Source organism: Paracoccus tibetensis (assembly GCF_900102505.1).
GTDB classification, from domain to species: Bacteria; Pseudomonadota; Alphaproteobacteria; order Rhodobacterales; family Rhodobacteraceae; genus Paracoccus; species Paracoccus tibetensis.
The window spans coordinates 145,457-171,163 of sequence record NZ_FMVT01000008.1 but is presented as its reverse complement, the minus strand read 5'-3'; the positions used below and the strand labels follow the sequence as shown (position 1 = coordinate 171,163).

The following is a 25,707-nucleotide window of genomic DNA, read 5'->3' as shown; positions in this document are numbered from 1 at the left end:
GCCGCCGCCACGGCTTTGCGTCATGCTTGTGAAAACGGCCACAAAGGGCAGGGGACAACGATGCGGGCGATGGTGACGGCGGTCGGAACGGGACTTGGGCTGGCGGCGATCGTGGCGGCTTGCGCGCCGCCGACGCCCGCAGTCGGTGCGCGCGCGGATTTCGCAGCCTATTGCGCCGTCTGCCACGGACCCGACGGCCGGGGCGGCGGTCCGCTGGCCGAGGGGCTGGAGACGGCGCCGGCCGACGTGACGCTGGTCTCGCGCCGCAATGGCGGCGTCTTCCCGAAGACGCAGGTGATGGGCCACATCGCGGGCTACACGATGGGCCGCAGCGACAGCCCGATGCCGCAGTTCTCCGAACTGCTGGACGGGCCGCAGGTCATGTTCGACGACGGCTCGGGCCAGCTGGTCCCGACATCCGCGCGCCTGGTCGCGCTGGCGGACTACGTGCAGAGCATCCAGCGCTGAGAATTCGGGCGCTTCCGCCACGCACAGAACCGACACGGCGCAGATGATGCAGATCAAGAATAAGCCGAATTATGTCACATGAGCATTGGTGGCCGTGCGCCTTGATGCTTGCAGAACAGCCCACGACCGAAAAACATCACCCGCGATGAGCAAGGAGAACACGATGCCCGCGAAAGATCTTGATCGCGCCGACGCTGCGCCGGTCGTCCTGTCATGAGCGTGCCTTGCCCGATCGTCTTCGACCTTGACGGCACGCTCATCGACAGCGCGCCCGACATCCATGCCTGCGTCAACACGGTGCTGCGCGAGAACGCGGTCACGCCGCTGCCGCTGGACCGCGTGCGCAGCTTCGTCGGCGGCGGCGTCGAGCTGCTGTGGTCGCGCATCATCGCCGCCCGCGGACTGGACCCGGCCGACCGGCCGGTGCTGATCGCCGCCTTCATGGCGCGCTATCACGACGCGACCGCGCTGACGCGGCTCTATCCCGGCGCGGCCGAGGCGCTGGCGGCGCTGGCCGACCTGGGCCATCCCATGGGCATCTGCACCAACAAGCCGCTTGCGGCCACGCGGAACGTGCTGGCGCATTTCGGTCTGACGGGCTTCTTCGGCGCGGTGATCGGCGGCGACTCGCTGCCGCAGAAGAAGCCGCATCCGGCGCCGCTTCATGCCACCTTCGCCGCGCTTGGTGCCGAAGACGCCGCCGCGGCCGGGCTGTTCGTCGGCGACAGCGAATTCGACGCCGGCTGCGCGGCCGCGGCTTCGGTGCCCTTCCTGCTGTTCACCGGGGGCTATCGCCACACCCCGGTCGAGCAGATGGCGCACGAGGCCAGCTTCAGCGACTTCTCGCAGCTCGTGCGGCTGGTCCTCGAGATGCGCCCGCGCGTTCCCGCGGGCTGAGGCCGCATGGCTTGACATCGGCCCCGGAACCGTCTCAATCGCCGGGTGCCAACCAAGGAAAGGCCCTGCCATGGACCTGCGTCAGCTGAGCCCCACCCTCGCCGTCTCGGCGCAGATACAGCCTTCGGACGTGCAGGCCCTGGCCGATGCGGGCTTCAAGGTGCTGGTCAACAACCGCCCCGATGACGAGGTCGAGCCGGCCATCGACCATCTGGCCATGGAACAGGCCGCCGCGGCTGCGGGCATGCGCTATCACTACCTGCCCTTCCATCCGGGCCAGATCACGCCGCAGCTCATCTCGGACTTCGCGGCGGCGACCAGCGACCAGGGGCCGGTGATCGCCTATTGCCGCAGCGGCAACCGCTGCACCGTGCTCTGGGCGCTGAACCAGGCCGGCAAGCTGCCCGAGGACGAGATCCTGTCGAAGGCGGCGCAGGCAGGCTTCGATCTCAGCGGCGTGCAGCCGCTGATCGCCTCGCTCGCCAGCCGCAAGGCCTGAGCCGGAGGCGTCAGGCCGGAACGCCGAGCGCCCGCTTCACATTCGCCGTCCAGCCCAGCAGCGCCGTGTCGCCCGCGATCATGGCGGGACGCTTCATCACGGCCGGTTTCTCGCCCATCATCGTCACCGGATCGGCGGCGCGCTCTTCGTCGGACATGCCGCGCCAGGTCAGGCTCGCGCGGTTGATGACCTTCTCGCCGAAGGTCTCGGCCAGCTTGGCGCGCTCTTCCGTCGAGAGCGGGTCGGCCTGGACATCGCGGAACTCGACGCTCCAGCCATGCTCGGCCAGTGCCGCCTGCGCCTTCTGGCAGGTCGAGCAATGGGAAAGGCCGTACATCTTCAGGGTCTTGGACATGGTTTCCTCAAACTCAGATCAAGGGAACGAAAGGCACGTTGCAGCCGGCCAGCAGGCCGAGGGCGAGAAGCGAAAGGCAAAGACGCATGCAAGGCTCCGTCAGAGAGGCCGTCAGAAAGGTCCGGGCGGTGGCGGCACCGGCAGTCACGGGTGTTCGGCCGGATTGTGGTGCAGGCGCCGGCGCACCTGCCGCATCGACCACCAGACGGCCAGGATCGTCAGAGGCGTCAGGGCGGCCACGACAAAGGTCTTGTCGATGCCCGCCGCCGCGGCCGCCGGAGCCAGCGCATAGGACAGCAGACCGACCGCGTAGTAGCTGATCGCGACGACCGACAGACCCTCGACCGTGTGCTGCAGGCGCAGCTGCAGGTCGGCGCGGCGGTCCATCCGCTCCAGCACCTTCTGGTTCTGCGCCCGCCGCTCGACCTCGACGCGGGTGCGCAGCAGCTCTCCGGTGCGGGTCGCGCGGGCCATCATCTCGGCCAGCCGGGCCTCGGCGGACGAGGTCGTGCGCATCGCGGGCAGGTAGCGGCGACGCATGAACTCGGTCAGCATCTGCGCCTGCATGAAACGCGTCTCGCGCAGCATGTCGATGCGGTCGCTGACGATCGCCTGATAGGCGTGGGTGGCGCCGAAGCGGAAGCTGTGCTGAGCCGCCTGCGCCTCCAGTTCGGTCGCGATGGGCAGAAGGTCGTGCAGCACCTCCTCGGCCGGGCGCGCATCGTCGGCCATGCTGTCCACCAGCGCCGTCAGCCGCGCCTGCAACTCGTTCAGCCGCGCCGACAGGGATCGCGCCCGCCCGAGGCCCAGCATCGAGACGGCGCGGTAGGTCTCCAACTCGACGAGGCGGTGGACCAGCCGGCCGATGCGGCTTTCGCCGACACCCGGCCGGACGAAGACGGCAAAGCGCATCCAGCCGTCCGGGTCGATGCGGAAGTCGCTGGCGATGACGGCGCTCTCCTCCAGCACCCAGACCATCGCGAGGCTGTCGGCGGCGAACCATGGCCCGATGCGGGACGGGATCTCGGCCGGATCGTCCGGCAGCACGTCCACCTGCACCATAACGGCCGCGATGCGCCGTCCCGGCGCGGCATCCTGCCAGCTGTCGGAAAAGATGGCCGCCGCCGAGGGATCGAAGGGCCGGATCGGCAGGCCCGGCGTCATCGCCATGTAGGTGACGAACTCGGTATGGCTTTCCCATTTCAGGTCGTGCCGGCCCAGCCTGCCCTGGTAATGGCTGTCCGAGGGGTCCGGACGCGGGCCGCCATGCCGCGCCACGATCTCGGCCAGATGCGCGTGATCGAGGCTGCGGTCGCGATTGGCGGCGTCGCCCGGCTCCTTGAAGGCCAGGAACACGGTCGTGGCCGGAGCGGCCAGCCGCGGCGAGGGCCGGGCGTGCAGCTCGTTGACCAAGTCATAGCGCATCGGGTGGTCGGCACCTGGGTTCATGCGCCCTTCCTGCGGCAAGCGTCGTTTGAGGGCGGGGCCGTTGCAGGCCCCTGCCCGGCCTCAGTCCAGCATCGGGATCAGCTTGTTGATGCTGTCCTTCGCGTCGCCATAGAACATGCGCGTGTTCTCCTTAAAGAACAGCGGGTTCTCGATGCCCGAATAGCCCGTCCCCTGCCCGCGCTTCGATACGAAGACCTGCTTGGCGCGCCAGACCTCGAGCACCGGCATGCCGGCGATCGGGCTGTTCGGATCGTCCTGCGCGGCGGGGTTCACGATGTCGTTCGAGCCGATGACGATGACCACGTCGGTCGAGGGGAAGTCGTCGTTGATCTCGTCCATCTCGAGGACGATGTCATAGGGCACCTTCGCCTCGGCCAGAAGCACGTTCATGTGGCCCGGCAGGCGGCCGGCGACGGGATGGATGGCGAAGCGCACCTCCTTGCCCGCCGCGCGCAGCTTGCGCGTCAGCTCGCTGACCGCGGCCTGCGCCTGCGCCACCGCCATGCCGTAGCCGGGCACGATCACCACGCTGTCGGCGTCGTTCAGCGCCGCCGCCACGCCATCGGCGTCGATGGCGATCTGCTCGCCCTCGATCAGCGCCGCGGGGCCGGCCTCGCCGCCGAAGCCGCCCAGGATCACGCTGACGAAGTGCCGGTTCATGGCCTTGCACATGATGTAGCTGAGGATCGCGCCCGACGAGCCGACCAGGGCGCCGGTCACGATCAGCAGGTCGTTGCCGAGCGTGAAGCCGATGGCCGCGGCCGCCCAGCCCGAATAGCTGTTCAGCATCGAGACGACCACGGGCATGTCCGCCCCGCCGATCCCCATGATGAGGTGCCAGCCGATGAAGAAGGCCAGCCCCGCGATCAGCATCAGCCACAGGATGCCCGGCCCGAAGCCGGCCAGGTAGAGCGCCCCGAACAGGAACGCGGCGGCCAGCGCGCCCGCGTTAAGCGCGTGCCCGAGCGGCAGCTTCTTCGGCTTGCCGTCGACGCGCCCCGAGAGCTTGCCGAAGGCGACGACCGAGCCGGTGAAGGTCACGGCGCCAATGAAGACGCCGAGGAAAACCTCGATCTTCAGGACGTTGATCTCGGCCTGCGTCTTGTGCATCAGCACGCCCGCGAAGCCGGTGAAGTCGATCGCCAGCCCCTCGGCGCGGGCGCGCAGGACGCGGGCCAGCTCGATCTGGGCGTTGAAGCCGACGAAGACCGCGGCAAGGCCCACCAGCGAGTGCATGGCGGCGACCAGCTGCGGCATCTCGGTCATCTGGACGCGCTTGGCGATCAGCCAGCCGGCCGTGCCGCCGATGGCAATCATGATGACCGAGAGGAACCAGTTGCCCGAGGCCGGACCGAAGAGGGTCGCGACGACGGCCAGCGCCATGCCGGCGATGCCGTACCAGATCGCGCGTTTGGCGCTTTCCTGGCCGGACAGCCCGCCGAGCGACAGGATGAAGAGGACCGCAGCGACCACGTAGGCCGCAGTCGTGAAACCATATGCCATCTTGGCCCCCTTACGACTTCTGGAACATGGCCAGCATCCGGCGCGTGACCAGGAAGCCGCCGAAGATGTTGACGCTGGCCATCAGCACGGCCAACGCCCCGAGGATCGTCACCCAGGCCGAGCCGGACCCGACCTGGATCAGCGCACCGAGGATGATGATCGAGCTGATCGCGTTGGTGATCGCCATCAGCGGCGTGTGCAGCGAATGGGCGACGTTCCAGATCACGCGGAAGCCGACGAAGCAGGCCAGCACGAAGACGATGAAATGCGACATGAAGCTGACGGGCGCGACAAGCCCGATCAGCAGCAGCAGCGCCCCGCCCCCGGCCAGCAGCGCCACCTGGCGGCGCGTCTCGCCCTGGAACGCCACGGCCTCGGCCGCGCGGCGTTCCTCCACGGTCAGCTCGCGCTTCTTCTCCTTGGGCTTCTGCGCCGCGATGGCCGCGACCTTCGGCGGGGGCGGCGGCCAGGTGATGTCGTGGTCATGGGCGACGGTCGCGCCGCGGATCACGTCATCCTCCATGTTATGGGCGATGACCCCGTCCTTCTTCGGCGTCAGGTCGAACAGGAAATGGCGGATGTTGTTGCCGTAAAGCTCGGAGGCCTGCGCGGCCATGCGGCTCGGGAAATCGGTGTAGCCGATGATGGTCACGCCGTTCTCGGTCACGATCCGCTCGTCCGGGACCGTCAACTCGCAGTTGCCCCCCTTCTCGGCGGCGAGGTCGACGATGACGCTGCCGGGCTTCATCGCCTCGACCATGTCGCGCGTCCACAGAACCGGCGCGTCGCGCCCCGGGATCAGCGCCGTCGTGATGACGATGTCCATCTGCGGCGCCAGCTCGCGGAACTTCGCCAGCTGCTTCTCGCGGAACTCGGGGCTGGAGGGGGCCGCGTAGCCGCCCGTCGCCGCACCGTCCTGCACCGGCTGGTCGAACTCGAGGAAGACGAACTCGGCGCCCATCGACTCGATCTGCTCGGCCACCTCGGGGCGGACGTCGAAGGCATGGACCTGCGCGCCAAGGCTGACCGAGGCGCCGATGGCCGCAAGGCCCGCCACGCCCGCGCCCACCACCAGGACCTTGGCCGGCGGCACCTTGCCCGCGGCCGTCACCTGCCCGGTGAAGAAGCGCCCGAAATTGTTCGCCGCCTCGATCACCGCGCGGTAGCCGGCGATGTTCGCCATCGAGCTGAGCGCGTCCATCTTCTGAGCCCGGCTGATCCGAGGGACCATGTCCATCGCGATGGCGGTGACGCCCTGCTCCTTGGCGAGGGCCAGCAGCTCGGCGTTCTGGGCCGGATAGAAGAACGAGATCACCGTCTGGCCGGCGCGCATCTGGCGCAGCTCGGCCTCGGTCGGCTGGCGCACCTTGGCGACGACATCCGCCTGCCCGATCAACTCGGCCGCCGTGGGAACCACCGTCACGCCGGAGCGGCGATATTCCTCGTCCGAGAAGCCTGCTCGCGCGCCGGCGCCCTGCTCGATGACGACCTCGTGGCCCAGCTTCTGCAAATGCGTTGCCGACGAAGGCGTGACGGCGACCCGTGCCTCCCCCTCGTAGCTTTCCCTCAATGCGCCAATCTTCATGGCCTCATTGCCCCCGCCCGTTGATGTTCCTGTCGCCGCTTGCATAGCATCGCGCAAGAAAGTTTCACAACCCCGCGATTGGTCGTGAGCGGGCGGGTGCGGGACATGAAGAAGGGGCCCGGAAAGATCCGGGCCCCTTCCACCTCGTGAGGATCGAAGATCAGTTGGCCGGTGCGGGCGCCGTGGTGTCGGTGCCGGTCGCGGGCGCATCGGTCCCTGTCGCCGGAGCCGTGGCGTCCGGCGTGGTCGTGGCCGGTGCGGTCGTGTCCGCCGCCGGAGCGGTAGTGCCGGTCGCGGGGGCGGTGGTGGTGTCGGCGGCCGGGGCCGTCGTGGTGTTCGCCGCCGGAGGCGTCGTGTCCGTTGCCGGCGCGGTGGTGTCGGCAGGCTCCGGATCGGTCACGACCACGGCGTCGGGCGAAGTGTCGGCCGCGGTGTCCTCGGTGGTCGTCACCGTGGTGGTGTCGCCTTCGACGACCGTCGCGTCGTTGCCCATGAAGCGCGTCAGGACGAAGTACGCCAAGGCCAGAGCCAGCAGCACGCCGATGATCAGCGGCAGCGCCGAGGACTTCTTCTCCACCGGCTCGACATAGGTCTCTTTGTGCTCGGTATGGGTCGGCTTCACGCGGTTCGGGTCGTTCGGATCGTAGGTCATAGGCTGGCCTCCTTGTCAGAGTTTCAACACCGGATTCGGGTGGCGCAGGTCTCGGGGAGAGGCCCGCCGGTGTCAACTTCATCAGTGGTCCGCACGGCTTGCGGAGCCCTCATCCGCCGATTAACACATTGTAGAAGCCGAGGTTCCTGAAGCCTCGCGCTTTTTTCGGCGGCAGGTTGCAAGGCAGGAACAGGATGACACAGCAGGACAAGCGGCCCGTGCAGTATCTGGCCGATTACCGCCCATACCCGTTCACGCTGTCCGAGACGCGGCTGGACATCACGCTCGCGCCGACCGGCACGCGCGTCCGCGCCGAAATCGACATGCAACCCAAAGATGCGCGGAATGCCGCCGACCTAATGCTGGACGGCGGCGCCGGTCTGCGCCTCGGCAGCCTGACCATCGACGGCGCGGCGCCCGATCCGGCCTTCGTCCGGCGCGAGGGCGAAGTGCTGACCATCGGCGCGGCCGCCCTGCCCCGCACCGCCTTCACCCTGGCGACCGAGGTCGAGATCGACCCGGAGGCGAACACCGCCTTCGAGGGGCTCTACCTCTCGAACGGCATCTTCTGCACCCAGTGCGAGGCCGAGGGCTTCCGCCACATCACCTTCTACCCCGACCGGCCGGACGTGATGACGACCTTCCGCGTCACCTTGCGGTCGGACCTGCCGGTGCTGCTGTCGAACGGCAATCCCGTCGCCTCGGGCGCGGGCTGGGCCGAGTGGCACGACCCCTGGCCGAAGCCCTGCTACCTCTTCGCGCTGGTCGCGGGCGAACTGGTGGCGGTGCGCGGCAGCTTCACGACGCGCTCGGGCCGCGAGGTGGCGCTGAATGTCTGGGTGCGGCCGGGCGACGAGGACCGGGCCGATTTCGCGCTGGTCTCGCTCATCAAGTCGATGCGGTGGGACGAGGAGGTCTATGGCCGCGAATACGACCTCGAGGTCTTCAACATCGTCACCGTGGACGATTTCAACATGGGCGCGATGGAGAACAAGGGGCTGAACATCTTCAACTCGAAGCTGGTCCTCGCCTCGCCCGAAACGGCGACTGACGCCGATTACGAGCGGATCGAGGCCGTCATCGCGCATGAGTACTTCCACAACTGGACCGGCAACCGCATCACCTGCCGCGACTGGTTCCAGCTGTGCCTGAAGGAGGGGCTGACGGTCTTCCGCGACCAGCAGTTTACCTCGGACATGCGCTCGGCGGCCGTCAAGCGGATCGAGGACGTGCAGGTCCTGCGCGCCCGGCAGTTCCGCGAGGACCAGGGCCCGCTGGCCCACCCGCCGCGCCCGGACCGCTTCGAGGAGATCAACAACTTCTACACGGCGACCGTCTACGAGAAGGGCGCCGAGGTGATCGGGATGCTGAAGCGCCTCGTCGGGGACGAGGGCTACGCCCGGGCGCTGGATCTCTACTTCGCCCGCCATGACGGCGACGCGGCCACGATCGAGGACTGGCTGAAGGTCTTCGAGGACGCGACCGGCCGCGACCTCGGGCAATTCAAGCGCTGGTATACCGACGCCGGCACCCCCGTCGTGACCATGACCGAAGAGTGGCAGGACGGCACGCTGGCGCTTCACCTGCGGCAGGAGACGCCGCCGACGCCGGGCCAGCCCGACAAGCCGGCCCGCGTCATCCCGCTGGCGATGGGGCTCATCGGGCCGAACGGCGACGAGGTGCTGCCGACGACGGTGCTCGAGCTGACCGAGCCGCGCCAGAGCTTCCGCTTCGAGGCCTTGGGCGCGCGGCCGGTCGTGTCGATGCTGCGCGGCTTCTCGGCCCCGGTGATGCTGCGCCGCCAGCTGGACGACAGCGCACGCGCCTTCCTTCTGGCCCATGACACCGACGCCTTCGCGCGGTGGGACGCGGGGCGCGACCTGGCTCTGTCCGCCCTTGCGGCGGGCGCCTCGGGCGAGGCGGGCGCGGGCGGCGCCTATGTCGCGGCGATCGGCCGCCTGCTGGCGGACGAGGGCATTGACGCGGCCTTCCGCGCGCTCTGCCTGCAGCTGCCGTCCGAGGAAGAGGTCGCGACGCATCTTCACGCGGATAGGACGGTCCCGGACCCGGCTGCCATCCACGCCGCCCGCGAGGCCCTCGCGCGCGATTTGGCCGAGGCGCATGAGCCGGTCCTGGCGGAAATCTACACGCGGCTGCGCAGCGAGGGCCCCTACAGCCCCGGTGCGACGGCCAGCGCCGACCGCGCCCTGCGGCTGGCTGCCCTGCATCTGCTGTCGCGGATCGACGGCGGCGAGCGGGCCGAGATCCTCTTCGGCACGGCCGGCAACATGACCGAGCGGATGGGCGCGCTGGCGGCACTGGTGCGCCTTGGCCGGGCCGAGCGTGCGCTGGCGGCGATGCGGGACGAGTTCGGGTCAAACCGGCTAGTGATGGACAAGTGGTTCAGCGTGCAGGTCATGGCCGCGCCGCCGGAAACGGCCGTCGCGATCGCGCGCGAGCTTGCGGCGCGGCCGGATTTCGACTGGAAGAACCCCAACCGCTTCCGCGCCCTGATGGGGGCGCTGGCCGCCAATCACCCGGCCTTTCACGCCGCGGACGGATCGGGCTACGACTTCACCGCCGACTGGCTGATGCGGATGGACCCGGTCAATCCGCAGATCGCGGCGCGCATGTCCTCGGCCTTCGAGACCTGGGTGCGATATGACGCCGATCGGCGGGCACGGGCGCGGCAGGCGCTGGAACGGATCGCCGCTCTCGAAAGTTTGAGTCGGAACAGCAGCGAGATGGTCTCGCGCATGATCGCGGCGGGATCCTGATCGTTGCACGGTCGCCGCGCCGGGGAGGGCTGACGTGTCGGATGCTGCGGATCGCAAGGCAGATATGCAGGCGCGGCTGGACCCGCTGATCGCCGAACGGGCGCCCTGGCTCTATTCCCCCCGCCCGCATCACCGGCTGGCCTGGCACGCGATGATGCGCCTTCTGCGCTACCCGCAGACGATCGAGCTGGGCGCCGGGTTCTGCGACATGCCGCCCGAGCAGATCTTCCGCCACATGACCGACCTGATCGTCCGCGACCTGCAGGTCGAGGGGCTGGAGAACATCCCGGCCAGCGGCCCGGCGCTGATCGTCGCGAACCACCCGACCGGCATCGCGGACGGCATCTTCCTGCATGCGGCCATCTCGCAGCGGCGCCCGGATCTCTTCATCTATGCCAACCACGACATGGTGCGCGTGCTGCCCCAGATGATCGAGGTGATCGCCCCGGTCGAGTGGCGCCACGAGAAGCGCAGCCACACGAAGACCAAGGCGACGATGGACTATACCCGCATGGCGCTGGAAGCGGGCAAGATCGGGCTGATCTTCCCCTCCGGCCGGCTGGCCAAGCGGCGCTGGCTGCGGCTGCACGAGCGGCCCTGGATGGCCAGCGCGGCGATGATCGCGCGCAAGTTCGACCTGCCGGTGATCCCGCTGCGCATCCGGGCGCGGAACTCGGCGCTCTTCTACCTCTTCGACCGCATCCACCCGACGCTGCGCGACGTGACGCTGTTCAACGAGGTCCTGAACAAGCGCGACCAGCCCTATCGCATCACCATCGGCGCGCCCGTCCCGGCGTCCGAACTTCCCCGCAGCAGCGAGGAAGCGATCGGCATGCTGCGCGAGCGGGTCCTGTCGCTGCCGGCGCCGGCCGATCAGGTGCGGGTCCCTCGTCCGCACGGAGTCGGCGCCATGGTGCGGGCGAAGCTGGCCGCCAAGCGGCCTGCGGACGGCTGAATCAATGGTGCCGAGCGGGCAGACTTCCCTGATCAGGCTACACCAGATCGGTGACTGACGGATGCACGCGGCCAAGGCAGGTTCCTGCCATGTACTTCGCGGCTTCTTTCCACCGCAGCGGTGGGAGCGGCTTGATTGGCAGACCGGCTTTCCTTATTGCGTTGAACCGATCCCTCATGGGCGTTTTCACCACGCCTCCAGCGAGAAACTCGCGCCGCAGACACTCGGGGGTGCGCCTCCAGAGATCGCGGCGGAGATGACGAAGCGACGCATGAAGGTCTAGTTCCCGCTTGAGACGACCTGCTTTCAGCCCATTGTTCCTGGTCGTTCCTTGCTCGTCCCATCTCCAGATGGCGAGCGGTTCGTGCGAGATGTAGATCGGCTCGGACACCATGCACGTCCTGATGAATTCATCCAGTGCGGGGATGGTGTCGACGCCGAACGACAGCTCGCGCTTGATGTTCTTTGACCAGAATACCGCGCCGTTCGAGATCCCGATACCACCGAAGAGGGAAAGGCGGAATTCCACAGGCTGGTAGACGCGGTTCTCAAGCCGGTGAGCAAGCAGGCCCTTCTCGCTCAGCCTTCCCTGATCCACATAATCGACCAGTTGATCCAGCTGACAGATCGACAGGCCCATCTGCGCGAGGATCTCGATCCCGCGCTGCATGAACTGCGGACGAACCTGGTTGTCATCTTCCAGAAGAAAGAAGAAGTCCGCCCCATAGGGGTTGTCGCATCTGAAGCAGTCATCAAGGTTCCTGATCAGAAACTTCTGCGGCTTGTTGTGGATGTATCGAATGCGCGGGTCGGCCAATTCGTCGACCACAAGGCGCGCGCTTTGCTCGGGGCAGTCGTCGCGAACCTCGCAGACCCAATCCTCATGGGTCTGCGCCTGAAGACACGCGATCGCGCGCGTCAGCAGGTGGGGCCGTCGGAACGTTGGAACTCGAACAAGAACAAGCGGCATAGGACGTCCCAAGGCCGAGTCGTCGCATGTCCAAAATTAGCAGATCGGTCCCGCGCCACCAACTTCACACTGATGCCGTGATGAACGGCATGCACTCATTGCACGTGAACGAGGCAGACGAGGGGCGCGGTAGATCAGAGCGCCATATCGTCTCGGTGGATCAGGGCGGCGCGGCCGGGATAGCCGAGGATCGCCTCGATCTGGCCGCTGCGCTGGCCCTTGATGCGGCGCGCCTCGTCGGCGGTGTAGCGCGAAAGGCCGCAGCCGAGGGTTTCGCCTGCGGGGCCGGCGATGGCGACGGGCTCGCCGCGGCCGAACTCGCCCGCGACCGCGGTGACGCCGGCGGGAAGGAGCGACTTGCCCGAGGCGAGGGCGGCGGCGGCGCCGGCGTCGATGGAGAGGATGCCGCGCGGCTTCATGGCGGCGATCCAGCGTTTGCGCGCCTGCTGGGGGTCGGTCTCGGGCAGGAACCAGCTGGCGCGGGCGCCGGTGGCCACGGCCGTCAGGGGGCGCAGCACCGAGCCTTCCGCGATGGCCATGGCGCAGCCGCCGGCGATGGCGGTGCGGGCGGCCATGAGCTTGGTCTTCATCCCGCCCTTGGAGAGGCCCGAGACGGGATCGCCGCCCATTGCCTCGATCTCGGGCGTGATCGCCTCGATGACCGGCAGGTGGCGGGCGGTGGGGTCGGTCTTGGGGTTCGCCGTGTAGAGCCCGTCCACGTCCGAGAGCAGCAAGAGCTGGTCGGCGCCGCAGGTGACCGCGATCTGGGCGGCAAGGCGGTCGTTGTCGCCGAAGCGGATCTCATCCGTCGCCACCGTGTCGTTCTCGTTCACGATGGGCACGGTGCCGAGGGACAGCAGCGTCTGCATCGTCGCGCGGCTGTTGAGATAGCGGCGGCGGTCGGCGCTGTCCTCCAGCGTCAGGAGGACCTGCGCGGTGGTGACGCCATGGGGGGCCAGCGCCTCCTCGTAGGCGCGGGCGAGGCGGATCTGGCCGACGGCGGCGGCGGCCTGGGCCTGTTCCAGCGGCAGGGCGCCCGCGGGCAGGTTCAGCACCCGCCGGCCGAGGGCGATGGAGCCGGAGGAGACCAGCACCACATCCGCCCCGCGCGCCCGCCATGCGGCCACGTCGTCGCAAAGGCCGCGCAGCCAGTCGGTCTTCAGCCCCTCGGGCCCGACCAGCAGAGCCGAGCCGATCTTGACGACCAGCCGGCGGGCCGCGTCCAGCCGCGGCGCGCTCACGGCTGCCATGTCCCTTCGGGGCTTTCGGGCTTCGGCGCGCGCGAGGGTTCGATCTGGGTCCAAAGGGCGCGCAGCACCTCGGTCACGCCGGTCTTCGCGACGCCCGACATCAGCAGGACCGGATGGCCCAGCTCGGCCTCGAGCGCCGCGCGGCGTTCGGCCAGTTCCTCGTCGCCGAGGGCGTCGATCTTGTTCAGCGCGGTAACGCGGGGCTTGGCCATGAGCACGGGGGAATAGGCCTCCAGCTCGGTCAGGATGGTGCGCGCATCCTCGGCCAGCGTCTCGGAGGTGCCGTCGACGAGGTGCAGCAGCACGTTGCTGCGCTCGACATGGCCGAGGAACTGGTCGCCAAGGCCCCTGCCGTCGCTGGCGCCCTCGATCAGGCCCGGGATGTCGGCCATGACGAACTCGCGCCCGTCCACGCCCACGACCCCGAGGTTCGGGTGCAGCGTGGTGAAGGGATAGTCCGCGATCTTGGGCCGGGCGTTCGAGACGGCGGCCAGGAAGGTTGACTTGCCCGCGTTCGGCAGGCCCACGAGGCCGGCATCGGCGATCAGCTTCAGGCGCAGCCAGATGGTGCGCTCGATCCCCTCCTGCCCCGGGTTGGCGTTCCGCGGCGAGCGGTTGGTCGAGGACTTGAAATGCAGGTTGCCCCAGCCCCCGTTGCCGCCCTTGGCCAGAAGGACGCGCTGGCCGACCTCGGTCAGGTCGGCGATCACGGTCTCCTCGTCCTCGTCCAGGATCTCGGTACCGACGGGGACGCGCAGGGTGATGTCGTCGCCCGACTTGCCGGTCATCTGGCTGCCCATGCCGTGCTGGCCGGACTTGGCGAAGAAATGCTGCTGGTAGCGGAAGTCGATCAGGGTGTTCAGCCCCTCGACCGCTTCGGCCCAGACATCGCCCCCGCGCCCGCCGTCGCCGCCGTCGGGGCCGCCATACTCGATGAACTTCTCGCGTCGGAAGGACACGGAGCCCGCGCCGCCGCCGCCCGAGCGGATATAGACTTTGGCGAGGTCGAGAAACTTCATGGCAGGCTCCTTTCGGCCAGCCGATACGCCCTTGCGCCTGTCCGTGCAAGGCCCTGGACGGCCGGGCGGGGTGGCAATGGCGGGCGCGGCGCCTATCTAGAAGGCAAAGGAGACCCGCGATGTTCCAGTTCGACAACAGCTACGCCCGCCTGCCGCAGGGGTTCTTCGCCCGCGTGGCCCCGACCCCTGCGCCCGCGCCCGAGCTTCTGGCGCTGAACGCGGAACTGGCGGCCGAGCTGGGGCTGGACGCTGGCTGGCTGGGTTCGGACGAGGGCGTGGCGGTGCTGGCCGGCAACGCGCTGCCCGAGGGGGCCGAGCCCATCGCGCAGGCCTATGCCGGCCACCAGTTCGGCGGCTTCGTCCCGCAGCTGGGCGACGGGCGCGCGGTGCTGCTGGGCGAGGTGCGCGCGCCGGGCGGGCGCTTCGACATCCAGCTGAAGGGAGCGGGCCAGACACCCTTCTCGCGCCGGGGCGACGGGCGGGCCTGGGTCGGGCCGGTGCTGCGGGAGTATCTCGTCAGCGAGTTCATGGCGGCGATGGGCGTGCCGACGACGCGCGCCTTGGCAGCCGTCGCGACGGGCGAGACGGTCTACCGCGAAAGCGGCCTGCCGGGCGCGGTGCTGACCCGCATCGCCGCCAGCCATATCCGCGTCGGCACCTTCCAGTACTTTGCCGTGCGCGATGACAAGGCGGCGCTGCAGGCGCTGACGGATCATGTCATCGCGCGGCACTACCCGGATGCCGACGGACCGCTGGCGCTGCTGGAGCAGGTGGTGGCGCGCCAGGCCGAGACGATTGCTGCCTGGATGGCGCTTGGCTTCATCCACGGGGTGATGAACACGGACAACATGGCGATCTCGGGCGAGACCATCGATTACGGCCCCTGCGCGTTCATGGACGCCTATCACCCGGCAACGGTGTTCTCCTCGATCGACAGGCAGGGGCGCTATGCCTGGGCGAACCAGCCGCAGATCGCCGTGTGGAACCTTGCGCAGTTCGCCACCTGCCTCATCCCGCTGATGGGCGAGGAGGAAGCCGCCGTCGAGGCCGCGACCGAGGCGGTCCACCGCTTCGCGCCGCTCTACCAGGCGGCCTGGCTCAGGCGCTTCGGCGAGAAGCTGGGGATCGAGGGCGCGCCCAACCGGCCGCTGATCGAGCGGCTTCTGACCATGATGGCCGAGCAGCGGGCCGATTTCACCCGCACCTTCCGGGGGCTGACGGAGGGGACGGCCCGGGACGAATTCACCGACCGCGCCGCCTTCGATGCCTGGGCCGCGGACTGGCACGCCCTGAGCCCCGACATGGGCCTGATGGCGCGGACGAACCCCCGGCGCATCCCGCGCAACCACCGCATTGAGCAGGCCATCCAGGCCGCGGTCACGGGCGATCTGGCGCCCTTCAGGCGGCTCAACGAGGCGCTCGTGCATCCGTTCGAGGCGCGGGCAGCGTGGGACGAGTTGTCCAACGCGCCGCTGGTTCAGGAAATCGTGCACCAGACCTTCTGCGGGACCTGATCCGCTGTCAGGTTGTTGTTAACAACATGGCTCTAGAACCGATCCGACAACGGCCGACCGAAGGACGATGCTGAAACTCGCCAGCTACAACCTGCACAAGTGCCGGGGTCTCACCGGCCCTCACGCGCCCGAGCGGAACCTCGCCGTGATCCGGGCGCTGGACCCCGACGTGATCGCCCTGCAGGAGGTCGATTTCCGTTACGGCGTCCGGCCCGAGGCGCTGCCGAGGAAGCTGATCCAGGCCGAGACGGGGCTGGTGCCCGCCAGGATGAACGGGACGACGGAGAGCAGCCTCGGCTGGCACGGCCAGACCATCCTCATGCGCCCGCACTTGGCCGAGCAGGCAAGCCTGCGCCGCCTGCCCCTGCCGGGGCTGGAGCCGCGGGGGGCCGTGGCGCTGCGCCTGCCGGGCCTGACGATCATCGGGGTTCATCTGGGGTTGGCGCGCTCGTCGCGGCGGGCGCAGCTGGCGCGGATCACTGCGCAGGCCTCGCGCATCGCCGAGGATCACATCGTCATGCTGGGCGACTTCAACGAGTGGCGCGACGACCGCGGGCTGGAGTCGCTGGCGGGTTTCCGCGTCATCGCGCCGGGGCCGTCCTATCCGGCGCCGCTGCCGCAGCTGCGGCTGGACCGAATGGCGATGTCCACCAATCTCGACCTTCTGGACTGCGGGGTCTTCACGGGCGCGGGGGCGCGGGACGCCTCGGACCACCTGCCGATCTGGGCGCGCATCAAGCTGCCGTGATCGTTGCGGGTCTGTCCTGCCCCCGCTAAGAAGGCGCCGACACATAACCGGAGGCGCCTTCATGACTGCCATCATCGACATCTTCGCCCGCGAGATCCTCGACAGCCGCGGCAATCCCACCGTCGAGGTCGACGTGACGCTGGAAGACGGCACGATGGGCCGCGCCGCCGTGCCCTCGGGCGCCTCGACCGGCGCGCATGAGGCGGTCGAGAAACGCGACGGCGACAAGTCCCGCTACATGGGCAAGGGCGTTCTGGAAGCGGTGGCCGCCGTCAACGGCGAGCTGGCCGAGGCGCTGATCGGCGAGGACGCGACCGAGCAGCGCGCCATCGACGCCATGATGATCGAGCTGGACGGCACGCCCAACAAGGGCCGGCTTGGCGCGAACGCGATCCTCGGCGTGTCGCTGGCGGTGGCCAAGGCCGCGGCCGAGGCGACCAGCCAGCCGCTCTACCGCTATGTCGGCGGCACGGCCGCGCGCATCCTGCCGGTGCCGATGATGAACATCATCAATGGCGGCGAGCATGCCGACAACCCGATCGACATCCAGGAATTCATGATCATGCCGGTCGCGGCGGAGAACATCCGCGAAGCCGTCCGCATGGGGTCCGAGATCTTCCACACGCTGAAGAAGGAGCTGTCGGCGGCGGGCCTTTCGACCGGGATCGGCGACGAGGGCGGCTTCGCGCCGAACCTCTCCAGCACCCGCGACGCGCTGGACTTCATCCTGAAGGCCATCGAGAAGGCCGGCTATCGCCCGGGCGAGGACATCATGCTGGCGCTCGACTGCGCCTCGACCGAGTACTTCAAGGGCGGCAGCTACGAGATGGTGGGCGAGGGCAAGTCGCTGTCGCCGGCCGAGAACGTGGACTACCTGGCCGCGCTCTGTGACGCCTACCCGATCCTGTCGATCGAGGATGGCTGCGCCGAGGATGACTGGGACGGCTGGAAGCTGCTGACCGACAAGCTCGGCAGCCGGGTGCAGCTGGTGGGCGACGACCTGTTCGTGACCAACCCCGCGCGCCTGGCGCAGGGGATCGCGCAGGGCTGCGGCAACAGCCTGCTGGTCAAGGTGAACCAGATCGGCACCCTGTCGGAGACGCTGGACGCGGTGCGGATGGCTGACCGCGCCGGCTTCACCTCGGTGATGTCGCACCGCTCGGGCGAGACCGAGGACGCGACCATCGCCGATCTCGCCGTGGCGACGAATTGCGGCCAGATCAAGACCGGCTCGCTGGCGCGCTCGGACCGGCTGGCGAAGTACAACCAGCTGATCCGGATCGAGGAAATGCTGGGCGCGACGGCGGAATATGCCGGGCGCAGCATCCTGCGGTAAGCGCCGGTCTGCGTCCCGCGCCGGCCGGGGGGCTTCGCGCCCCCCGGACCCCCCGCGGGATGTTTTTGCACAGAAGATGGGTCAGCCGGAGGCTTTTGGCGGTGGGCCGAGGGCCAGTTGCGCCAGCAGCCTGAGGGATGCCTCGAGCTGCGCCTCGGGCATCCGGCAGTCGAGGGCGATGCGCACGGCCTCGGGCGCGGGCTCACCCGGCGCGGCGAGAAACTCAGACGCGGGTCGCACCACCACGCCTGACAGCGCGGCGCGGGCGGCGAAGTCGCGGGCCGGCCAAGGCGCGGGGAGCGGCAGCCACAGGATGGGCACGCCCGTCTGCCAGGCCGGCTCCAGCGGCGCGAGGGCGGCGCGGGCGAGGGTCAGGCGCGCCTCGACCTTTGTCTGAACGTCTGCGGCGATGGCGGCCGCGTCACCGCTGTCGAGAAGCCGCGTCACCAGCCCCGTGACCGGCTGCGACAGGCCCATGAGGCTGTGCTGGGCGGCGATGCGGCCGGCCTTGCCCATCCCCTCGGGGGAGAGCAGCATGCCGAAGCGCAGGCCGGCGGCGATGATCTTCGACAGGCTGGCCACATGCCAGACCCGCTCGGGCGCCAGCGCCCGCAGGCTGGGCGGGGCGGCGGCGTCGGGGGGCGGCGCATAGCATTCGTCCTCGAGGATCTGCAGGTCGTGGCGCCGGGCGACCGCGACGATCTCGGCGCGGCGGGCGGCATCCATGGCGGCCAGCGTCGGGTTCTGGGCCGAGGGGGTCAAGCAGACCAGCCGCGCGCCGCTGGCGCGGGCCACCCGGTCCAGATCGTCCGGCCGCATCCCCTGCCCGTCCAGCGCCACCGGCACGGCCTCGGTCCGCATCAGCTGGGCGGCGTGGCGCATGCCGGGATAGGTCAGCGCCTCGACCATCACCGGCGCCGGCTGCGCGCCGAGCGTCAGGGACATCACCAGCGTGATCGCGTGCTGGCCGCCATGGGTCAGCACGAGGTCGGGCTCGGCCAAGGGGCCGAAGTCGCGCCTGCCCATCCAGCCGAGCACCGCGCTGCGGCAGCGCAGGTCGCGGCTGAGGGGGGTGTAGTCGAGGATGTCCGCCTCCAGCGCCCCGGCCAGCGCCGCCATGTGCCGGCCGATGACCGCGGCCTGTCCGCAATCGGGCAGGCGCGGCACGCGCAGATCGGCAATGCCGGGCGCGCCCGCGCCGTCGGCCGCCTCGTAGAGCAGCGGTTGCAGCGCCGGCTGGCGCGGGCGCGGCGGGGCGATGAAGCTGCCGCGGCCGACATGGCTTTCGATCACGCCTTCGGCGGCGGCGGCCTGGTAGGCCCGCGCCACCGTTCCCGTGGTCACGCCGAGCCGCCAGGCCAGATCGCGCATCGGCGGCAGGCGCGTGCCCGGCGCCAGCACGCCCGAGCGCGCCGCCTCGCGCAGCGCCCCCGCCAGCGCCCGGAATTTCGGCCCCTCATGCGCCGAAAGGTCCGGCCGCCATGTCTCCGGATCGTCCCCTGCCGCTGCCATCGCCCGCATCACCTGCCCCGTCGCCCGGAAGATTATGCGCCTGTCACATGACCTACAATCAGGGACTTGCACGTCATGAACGGAAGGTGACGCAAGGGAAGGCGCAAAATGCGCGGACCTCGCGAGGATGCCAGTGGACAGGATGAGCGCCCCGGCTAAACTCCCCTTCCAGCGGGCAGGTCCAACTGCCCCCGGAGGAGGAGTATCCATGAAGAAGACGTCCCTGGACCGCCGGTCCTTTCTGACCCGCGCCTCGGTCGGCGGCGCGGCTGCTGCTGCCGGCACGGTCCTGGCCGCCCCGGCCATCGCGCAGGAAGCGCCCCAGATCAGCTGGCGCCTGGCCTCGTCGTTCCCCAAGTCGCTCGACACGATCTATGGCGGCGCCGAGGAGCTGTCGACGCGCCTGAACGAGGCGACCGACGGCCGGTTCAACATCCAGGTCTTCTCGGCCGGCGAGATCGTTCCCGGCCTTGACGCGATCAACGCGACGACCGACGGCACGGTCGAGTGCAGCCACTCGGTCGGCTATTACAACTGGGGCAAGGACCCGGCCTTCGCCTGCGGCGCCGACCTGCCCTTCACCTTCTCGGCGCGGGCCAAGGCGGCCTACAACTACCATGGCGGCGGGGTCGAGAACTACAACACGTTCCTCGAGAAATACGACCTGGTCAGCTATCCGGGCGGCAACACCGGCGTCCAGATGGGCGGCTGGTACCGCAACGAGATCAACAGCCTGCAGGACCTGCAGGGCCTGAAGCTGCGCATCTCGGGCCTCGCCGGCCGCGTGGTCGAGCGTCTTGGCGTCGTGCCGCAGCAGATCGCCGGCGGCGACATCTACCCCTCGCTCGAGCGCGGGACGATCGACGCGGCGGAATGGGTCGGCCCCTATGACGACGAGAAGCTGGGCTTCCACAAGGTCGCGCCCTACTACTACTACCCCGGCTTCTGGGAAGGCGGCCCGACGGTCAGCTTCTTCGTGAACAAGGGCCAGTGGGACAGCCTGCCCGAGAACTACAAGTCGCTGTTCCGCACCGCCGCGCAGGCCGTGGACCAGAACATGCTGGCCAAATACGACCACCTGAACCCGACCGCGCTGAAGTCGCTGGTCGGCCAAGGCGCGCAGCTGCGCTCGTTCAGCGAGGAGATCCTGACCGCCGCCTTCACCGCGGCGCAGGAGGTCTATGCCGAGCTGTCGAACGAGAACGAGGACTTCAAGACGCAATACGAGGCGATGCTCGCCTTCCGCGACGACTGGTTCCTCTATCAGCAGACGGCCGAATACACCTTCGACACGTTCATGATGATCCAGCAGCGCAATGGCGGGCTGACCAAGGCCTGATCCGGCCGCCGAATGAACGAAGCCGCCGCGGTCTTGCCGCGGCGGCTTTTTCGTGCCGTGCCTGGAAGAAGAAAGGGGCCGCTTGCGCGACCCCTTGCCTGTCAGTTGCCGCCCAGACCCGGCGGCGGGCCGCCGAAGCCGAGGCCCATGCCGCCCGAAGGCGCCGGTTGCGGGGCCACGCCAGCCTCGGGTGCAGGTGCCGGTGCGTCAGCGGGCGCGGTCGGCGCCGGGGCGGGTGCCGGCTGCTGGCCCGAGGGGGCACCAAGCCCGCCCCCAAGTCCACCGCCGAGGCCGCCTCCGAGACCACCGCCCAGGCCGCCGCCCAGGCCGCCACCGAGCCCGCCGCCCATGCCGCCGCCGCCCATCGGGATCTCGATGCGGATGTTCGACGTGTCCACGACCGGGCCGCGATAGTGCATGACCATCTGCGGAAAGGCGATCACCGCGGCGATCATCAGGATCTGTAGCCCCACGAAGGGCACCGCGCCGCGATAGATGTCGACGGTGCTGACCGCCTCCATCCGCCGTCCCGTGACCTTGTCGAGATAGGACTTCTTCGGCGCGACCGAGCGCAGGTAGAAGAGCGCGAAGCCCACCGGCGGGGTCAGGAACGAGGTCTGCATCGTCACCGCCAGGATCACCCCGAACCACACCAGGTCGATGCCAAGCGCGTTGGCGGCCGGGATCAGCAGCGGCACGATGACGAAGGCCAGCTCGAAGAAGTCGAGGAAGAAGGCCAGGAAGAAGATGATCGCGCAGACGGCGATCAGGAAGCCGTATTCCCCGCCCGGCAGCGCCACCAGTAGGTCGCGCACCCAGATATGGCCGTTGATCGAATAGTAGGTCAGCGAGAAGACCGTGGCGCCGATCAGGATGAACATGACGAACGAGGACAGCTTCACCGTCGCCAGCAGCGCCTGGTTCAGCACGCCCATGTTCAGCCGCCGCTTCATGCCCGCCAGGATCAGCGCGCCAACGGCGCCCATCGCCCCGCCCTCGGTCGGGGTGGCGATCCCGAGGAAGATCGTGCCCAGCACCAGGAAGACCAGCGCCAGCGGCGGGATCATCACGATGATCACCTGCCGCGTCATCGGCGAGAGAAGGTTCGTGCCGAGCCCCCGGTCCAGCGTCGCGAGGACCAGCATGACGACGACCGTCAGCGCCGCGGCCCAGATGCCGGAATCGCCGCCGACATGGCCGGCCAGCCAGCGCTCGGACAGCCAGTAGATGGCCACAGCCACGACCAGCGCCCCCAGCAGCGACCAGCCGGGCGAGCCGAGCGGGCGCGCCTCGGGCGGCAGGGCCGGCATGGCCTTCGGGCGGAAGATCGAGATGATCAGCACGTAGACGATGTAGACCCCGGTCAGCGCCAGCGCGGGCACCATCGCGGCCTTGTACATGTCGCCCACGGACCGGCCCAGCTGGTCGGCCAGCACGATCAGCACGAGCGAGGGCGGGATGATCTGCGCCAGCGTCCCCGAGGCCGTGATGACCCCCGCCGCCAGCCGCTTGTCATAGCCGTAGCGCATCATGATCGGCAGCGAGATCAGCCCCATCGAGATGACCGAGGCCGCCACGACGCCCGTCGTCGCCGCCAGCAGCGCGCCGACCAGCACCACGGCATAGGCAAGGCCCCCGCGGATCGTGCCGAAGAGCTGGCCGATCGTGTCCAGAAGGTCCTCGGCCATGCGCGAGCGTTCCAGCACGATGCCCATGAAGGTGAAGAAGGGAATCGCCAGCAGCGTGTCGTTCCGCATCACGCCGAAGACCCGGTCGGACAGCGCCTGCAGCAGGTTCCAGCCGAGGTTCACCTGGTCCGAGAGCGGCGTCAGGAAGACGCCGAAGAAGAAGAACAGCAGCCCGTTCGCGGCCAGGGCGAAGGCGATGGGATAGCCGAAGAGCAGGAAGGCGACCATCGAGAAGAACATGATGGGCGCAAGGTTGTGGGCAATCAGGTCGATCACGGGCGGCTCTCCGGGTTCTGGTCGATCCGCTCGTCATGCATCCCGGCGGTCATCAGCTCGGCTTCCTTCAGCGAGCCTTCGGTATTGGCATGGGGGTCCTCGATCAGGCCGCGCATCACGGCGATCTTCTTGATCAGCTCCGAGATGCCCTGCACGAAGAGCAGGATGAAGCCCGCCAGCAGCACGGCCTTGGCCGGCCAGATGATCAGCCCGCCCGCGTTCATCGAGATCTCGCCCGCGCGCCACGAGCGCATCAGCGAGGGGTGGACCAGCCAGATCATGATGGCGGTGAAGGGCAGCAGGAACAGCACCGTGCCGAGCACGTCGATCCAGTGCTGCGCGCGGCGCGACCAGCGGCCGTAGATGATGTCGATGCGGATGTGCTCGTTCTCGAGCAGGGTCCAGGCGGCCGCCAGCATGAAGGCGCCGCCGTAGAGATACCACTGCAGCTCGAGCCAGGCGTTCGAGGACATGGAAAAGACCTTGCGAACGACGGCGTTGATCGCGCTGACGAAGATCGCCAGCAGGATGAGCCACGCCACCGAGCGCCCGATCACGGTTGTAACGCGGTCGATCCCGCGCGACAGGGCCAAGAGCCCGTTCATGCTGATGTCCTCCCCATAGGCGCGGGCGTCCCGCCCCGGCCGGTTGACTCCGGCCTCTTCGCGCAAGGCCCTGCGTTAAGGCCGCCGCGGGCATGGGTCAAGTTTTTCGCGGCCCTTGACGCTAGGTCAGCAGCGCGAAGGTGACCAGCACCGCGGTCTCGGCGCAGAGCGAGGCGGCGCCCAGCACGTCCCCCGTCTGCCCCCCGACGAGACGCCGCGCACGCAGCGCGACCGCGGCGGCCGCCGCCAGCGCGCCGAGCAGCGGCAGCAGCGCCCGGCCGGGCGCGAGCAGCAGGATGAGAACGGCGATGGCGGCGGCCATGCCGACGGCAAGCGGCGCGGGACGCCCCGCGCCCTGCCCCAACCCGTCCGCCCGCGCCGGCGGCATCAGCATCAGCCCGGCCGCCGCGGCGCGACCAGTCGCCGCTGCCGCGACCAGATGCCACGGCCCCAGCACCGCCAGCGCCGACACACGCAGCGCGAAGGCGCAAAGCAGCGCCATGATCCCGAAGCTGCCCACCGTCGGCTCGCGCATGATCCGCAGCCGGTCCGCGACATCCCGGCCTCCGCCCGCATCGGCGAAATCGGCCAGCGCGTCCTCGTGCAGCGCGCCGGTCAGCCAGACCGCCAGCGCCAGCGCCAGTGCGGCGGGCAGAAGGCCCGGCCCGAGCGCCCAGAGCGGAAGCGCCGCGATGGCGCCGATCAGCGCCCCGATCAGCGGGAAGGCCCAGGCCGCCTCGGCCAGCGGCATCACGCGCGGCGGCAGCACGCGGCCAAGCGGCAGGCGCGTCAGGAAGACCGCGGCCAGTGCCAGCTGCTGCAGCCTAGCCAATGCCGGCCTCGGCGAAGGTCGCCATGCCGTTGTGGCACTCCAAGGCGGCGCGAAGGACCATCAGCGCAACCGCCGCGCCCGAACCCTCGCCAAGGCGCATGTCGAGCGACAGCACCGCCCGCATCCCGAGCGCCGCGATCAGGCGGCGGTGGCCGGGCTCGCGGCTTTCGTGCCCGATGAGGCAATGGGCCAGCGCCTCCGGGTCGTCGCGCGTCAGGACGGCGGCGGCGGCGGTGCAGATGAAGCCGTCGAGGATCACCGGCAGGCCCAGCTCGCGCGCCCGGAGGATCGCGCCGCAGAGGGCCGCCTGCTCGCGCCCGCCGAAGGCCGCCAGCGTGCCGCGCGCATCCTCGGGCGCGTGCAGGGCCAGGCCCGCCGAGACCGCGGCGATCTTGCGCGCCATGATCTCGCCCGAGGCTCCGGTGCCGGGGCCGGTCCAGTCCTCGGCCGTGCCGCCGAAGGTGCTGGCCGCCAGCGCCGCCGAGACGGCCGAGTTGCCGATCCCCATCTCGCCCAGAAGCAGCACGTCCGCCGCAGGATCGACGGCCGCGGCGCCCGCCGCCATCGCGGCGGACACCTCGGCGGCACTCATGGCGGGCCCTTGCGTGAAATCGGCGGTCGGCCGGTCCAGCTCCAGCGGGACAACCGAGAGCGCCGCACCTGCGCTGCGGCAGAGCTGGTTGATCGCGGCGCCGCCGGCGCGGAAATTGGCGACCATCGCCGCCGTCACCTCGGCCGGGAAGGGCGTGATGCCGCGGGCGACGACGCCATGATTGCCGGCGAAGACCAGCGCCTGCGCCCGCTCGATCCGCGGGCGGTCCGTGCCCTGCCAGCCGGCCATGAAGATCGCCAGCTCCTCGAGCCGGCCGAGGGCGCCCTGCGGCTTGGTCAGCTGGTCCTGGCGGGCGCGCGCGGCCTCGGCGGCGACGGTGTCAAAGCGGCGCATCGGGATCGTGCCTCCACGGCTTCAGGCGCAGCGGCTGGCCGCTGATCGCGGTCCAGACCTCGTCCGAGACTTCGGCGACGCGCTGGTTCAACCGGCCGTGATCGTCCCGGAAGCGCCGCGTCATCGGGTCGGCCGGGACGATCCCCTGCCCCAGCTCGTTGGTGACGAGCACAACAGGACAGCGTTGCTGACGCAACGTCACAACCAGTCGGTCGAAATCCGCTGCATTCGCGCCGTTCGAGAGCCACAGCGTCAAGCAGTCGACCAGCCGCGCGCCCTGCCCGTCACAGCCCTCCAGCACCGCCGGCAGATCGCGCGGCGCCTCGATCGTCGTCCAGCCCTTGCCCCTAGAGGCTTGATGTTGTGCGATCCTGCTGGCCATCTCGCCGTCCCGCGCCTCGGCGGTGGCGATGTAGATCAGCGGCAGGCCGAAGCGCCGCACCAGCCGTTCGGCCAGGGCCGACTTGCCGGACCGGGCGCCGCCGGTGACGAGGGTAATATGGGGCCGGGTCATCATCGCGCGCATCCTTTC

Annotated in this window: 23 protein-coding genes; 9 read left to right on the top strand and 14 right to left on the bottom strand. The window is 69.4% G+C overall.

The window, feature by feature from the left end; all coding sequences use genetic code 11:
• The first annotated feature begins 60 nt into the window (after window positions 1-60).
• From BLP73_RS12785 to BLP73_RS12775, 3 genes are all read left to right on the top strand, one after another.
• Complete coding sequence (locus BLP73_RS12785) at window positions 61-468, top strand: cytochrome c (protein WP_245686663.1); 408 nt, start codon at window positions 61-63, stop codon at window positions 466-468.
• A gap of 213 nt (window positions 469-681) precedes the next feature.
• Window positions 682-1,365, top strand: coding sequence for a phosphoglycolate phosphatase (gene gph / locus BLP73_RS12780; protein WP_175453354.1), 684 nt, complete (start codon window positions 682-684; stop codon window positions 1,363-1,365).
• A 70-nt stretch (window positions 1,366-1,435) separates the two neighbouring features.
• Entirely contained in the window at window positions 1,436-1,864 is a 429-nt protein-coding gene (locus tag BLP73_RS12775; RefSeq protein WP_090745124.1) for a protein tyrosine phosphatase family protein, read from the top strand.
• Window positions 1,865-1,874: 10 nt separating this feature from the next.
• On the opposite strand, the gene BLP73_RS12770 is transcribed toward BLP73_RS12775, so the two are convergent.
• From BLP73_RS12770 to BLP73_RS12750, 5 genes are all read right to left on the bottom strand, one after another.
• The gene (locus tag BLP73_RS12770; protein WP_245686662.1) at window positions 1,875-2,219 is read right to left on the bottom strand and encodes an arsenate reductase family protein; all 345 of its coding nucleotides are present in this window, start codon (window positions 2,217-2,219) and stop codon (window positions 1,875-1,877) included.
• A gap of 144 nt (window positions 2,220-2,363) precedes the next feature.
• Window positions 2,364-3,668, bottom strand: coding sequence for a DUF3422 family protein (locus BLP73_RS12765; RefSeq protein WP_090745121.1), 1,305 nt, complete (start codon window positions 3,666-3,668; stop codon window positions 2,364-2,366).
• 60 nt (window positions 3,669-3,728) lie between these two features.
• Window positions 3,729-5,171 carry an NAD(P)(+) transhydrogenase (Re/Si-specific) subunit beta gene (locus BLP73_RS12760; protein WP_090745118.1) on the bottom strand — a complete coding sequence of 481 codons (1,443 nt, stop codon included), beginning with the start codon at window positions 5,169-5,171 and terminating at the stop codon, window positions 3,729-3,731.
• Window positions 5,172-5,181: 10 nt separating this feature from the next.
• On the bottom strand, window positions 5,182-6,756 hold the full coding sequence (locus BLP73_RS12755; RefSeq protein WP_090745115.1) for a Re/Si-specific NAD(P)(+) transhydrogenase subunit alpha: 1,575 nt from the start codon (window positions 6,754-6,756) through the stop codon (window positions 5,182-5,184).
• Window positions 6,757-6,916: 160 nt separating this feature from the next.
• The gene (locus BLP73_RS12750) at window positions 6,917-7,408 is read right to left on the bottom strand and encodes a hypothetical protein (protein WP_090745111.1); all 492 of its coding nucleotides are present in this window, start codon (window positions 7,406-7,408) and stop codon (window positions 6,917-6,919) included.
• Window positions 7,409-7,602: 194 nt separating this feature from the next.
• On the opposite strand from BLP73_RS12750, the gene pepN reads away from it, so the two are divergent.
• Both pepN and BLP73_RS12740 read left to right on the top strand, forming a co-directional pair.
• Window positions 7,603-10,185, top strand: a complete 2,583-nt coding sequence (gene pepN, locus BLP73_RS12745; protein ID WP_090745109.1) for an aminopeptidase N — start codon at window positions 7,603-7,605, stop codon at window positions 10,183-10,185.
• 64 nt (window positions 10,186-10,249) lie between these two features.
• Window positions 10,250-11,140, top strand: coding sequence for a 1-acyl-sn-glycerol-3-phosphate acyltransferase (locus BLP73_RS12740; RefSeq protein ID WP_090745106.1), 891 nt, complete (start codon window positions 10,250-10,252; stop codon window positions 11,138-11,140).
• Between the two features lie 37 nt (window positions 11,141-11,177).
• On the opposite strand, the gene BLP73_RS12735 is transcribed toward BLP73_RS12740, so the two are convergent.
• The 3 genes from BLP73_RS12735 to obgE form a co-directional block, all read right to left on the bottom strand.
• Complete coding sequence (locus BLP73_RS12735; RefSeq protein ID WP_090745102.1) at window positions 11,178-12,110, bottom strand: glycosyltransferase family 2 protein; 933 nt, start codon at window positions 12,108-12,110, stop codon at window positions 11,178-11,180.
• Window positions 12,111-12,244: 134 nt separating this feature from the next.
• Window positions 12,245-13,360: a glutamate 5-kinase gene (gene proB, locus BLP73_RS12730; RefSeq protein ID WP_090745099.1), complete on the bottom strand. Its 1,116-nt coding sequence runs from the start codon at window positions 13,358-13,360 to the stop codon at window positions 12,245-12,247.
• Window positions 13,348-14,379, bottom strand: a complete 1,032-nt coding sequence (gene obgE / locus BLP73_RS12725) for a GTPase ObgE (RefSeq protein ID WP_090745096.1) — start codon at window positions 14,377-14,379, stop codon at window positions 13,348-13,350. Before obgE ends, proB begins: the two co-directional genes overlap by 13 nt.
• 119 nt (window positions 14,380-14,498) lie before the next feature.
• Here obgE and BLP73_RS12720 point away from each other — a divergent pair, with 119 nt between their 5' ends.
• From BLP73_RS12720 to eno, 3 genes are all read left to right on the top strand, one after another.
• Window positions 14,499-15,893, top strand: a complete 1,395-nt coding sequence (locus tag BLP73_RS12720) for a protein adenylyltransferase SelO (RefSeq protein WP_090745093.1) — start codon at window positions 14,499-14,501, stop codon at window positions 15,891-15,893.
• A gap of 67 nt (window positions 15,894-15,960) precedes the next feature.
• A complete protein-coding gene (locus tag BLP73_RS12715) occupies window positions 15,961-16,641 on the top strand; it encodes an endonuclease/exonuclease/phosphatase family protein (protein ID WP_090745090.1) in 681 nt (226 codons plus the stop codon).
• Between the two features lie 61 nt (window positions 16,642-16,702).
• Entirely contained in the window at window positions 16,703-17,977 is a 1,275-nt protein-coding gene (gene eno, locus BLP73_RS12710) for a phosphopyruvate hydratase (RefSeq protein ID WP_090745086.1), read from the top strand.
• Between the two features lie 81 nt (window positions 17,978-18,058).
• Here the strand turns inward: eno and BLP73_RS19060 are convergent, their stop codons facing one another.
• Window positions 18,059-19,498: an aminotransferase-like domain-containing protein gene (locus tag BLP73_RS19060; protein WP_175453353.1), complete on the bottom strand. Its 1,440-nt coding sequence runs from the start codon at window positions 19,496-19,498 to the stop codon at window positions 18,059-18,061.
• A gap of 214 nt (window positions 19,499-19,712) precedes the next feature.
• Here BLP73_RS19060 and BLP73_RS12690 point away from each other — a divergent pair, with 214 nt between their 5' ends.
• A complete protein-coding gene (locus tag BLP73_RS12690) occupies window positions 19,713-20,828 on the top strand; it encodes a TRAP transporter substrate-binding protein (RefSeq protein ID WP_090745286.1) in 1,116 nt (371 codons plus the stop codon).
• Window positions 20,829-20,929: 101 nt separating this feature from the next.
• Here the strand turns inward: BLP73_RS12690 and BLP73_RS12685 are convergent, their stop codons facing one another.
• The 5 genes from BLP73_RS12685 to cobU all read right to left on the bottom strand — a co-directional run bounded on the left by BLP73_RS12685 (window position 20,930) and on the right by cobU (window position 25,692).
• Complete coding sequence (locus tag BLP73_RS12685; protein ID WP_090745077.1) at window positions 20,930-22,792, bottom strand: TRAP transporter large permease; 1,863 nt, start codon at window positions 22,790-22,792, stop codon at window positions 20,930-20,932.
• The gene (locus BLP73_RS12680; protein WP_090745074.1) at window positions 22,789-23,397 is read right to left on the bottom strand and encodes a TRAP transporter small permease subunit; all 609 of its coding nucleotides are present in this window, start codon (window positions 23,395-23,397) and stop codon (window positions 22,789-22,791) included. Before BLP73_RS12680 ends, BLP73_RS12685 begins: the two co-directional genes overlap by 4 nt.
• A 121-nt stretch (window positions 23,398-23,518) precedes the next feature.
• A complete protein-coding gene (locus BLP73_RS12675; protein WP_090745071.1) occupies window positions 23,519-24,229 on the bottom strand; it encodes an adenosylcobinamide-GDP ribazoletransferase in 711 nt (236 codons plus the stop codon).
• Window positions 24,222-25,175: a nicotinate-nucleotide--dimethylbenzimidazole phosphoribosyltransferase gene (gene cobT / locus BLP73_RS12670; protein WP_090745068.1), complete on the bottom strand. Its 954-nt coding sequence runs from the start codon at window positions 25,173-25,175 to the stop codon at window positions 24,222-24,224. The genes BLP73_RS12675 and cobT overlap by 8 nt, the downstream gene beginning before the upstream one ends.
• On the bottom strand, window positions 25,162-25,692 hold the full coding sequence (gene cobU, locus BLP73_RS12665; RefSeq protein WP_090745065.1) for a bifunctional adenosylcobinamide kinase/adenosylcobinamide-phosphate guanylyltransferase: 531 nt from the start codon (window positions 25,690-25,692) through the stop codon (window positions 25,162-25,164). The genes cobT and cobU overlap by 14 nt, the downstream gene beginning before the upstream one ends.
• Between the last annotated feature and the right edge of the window lie 15 nt (window positions 25,693-25,707).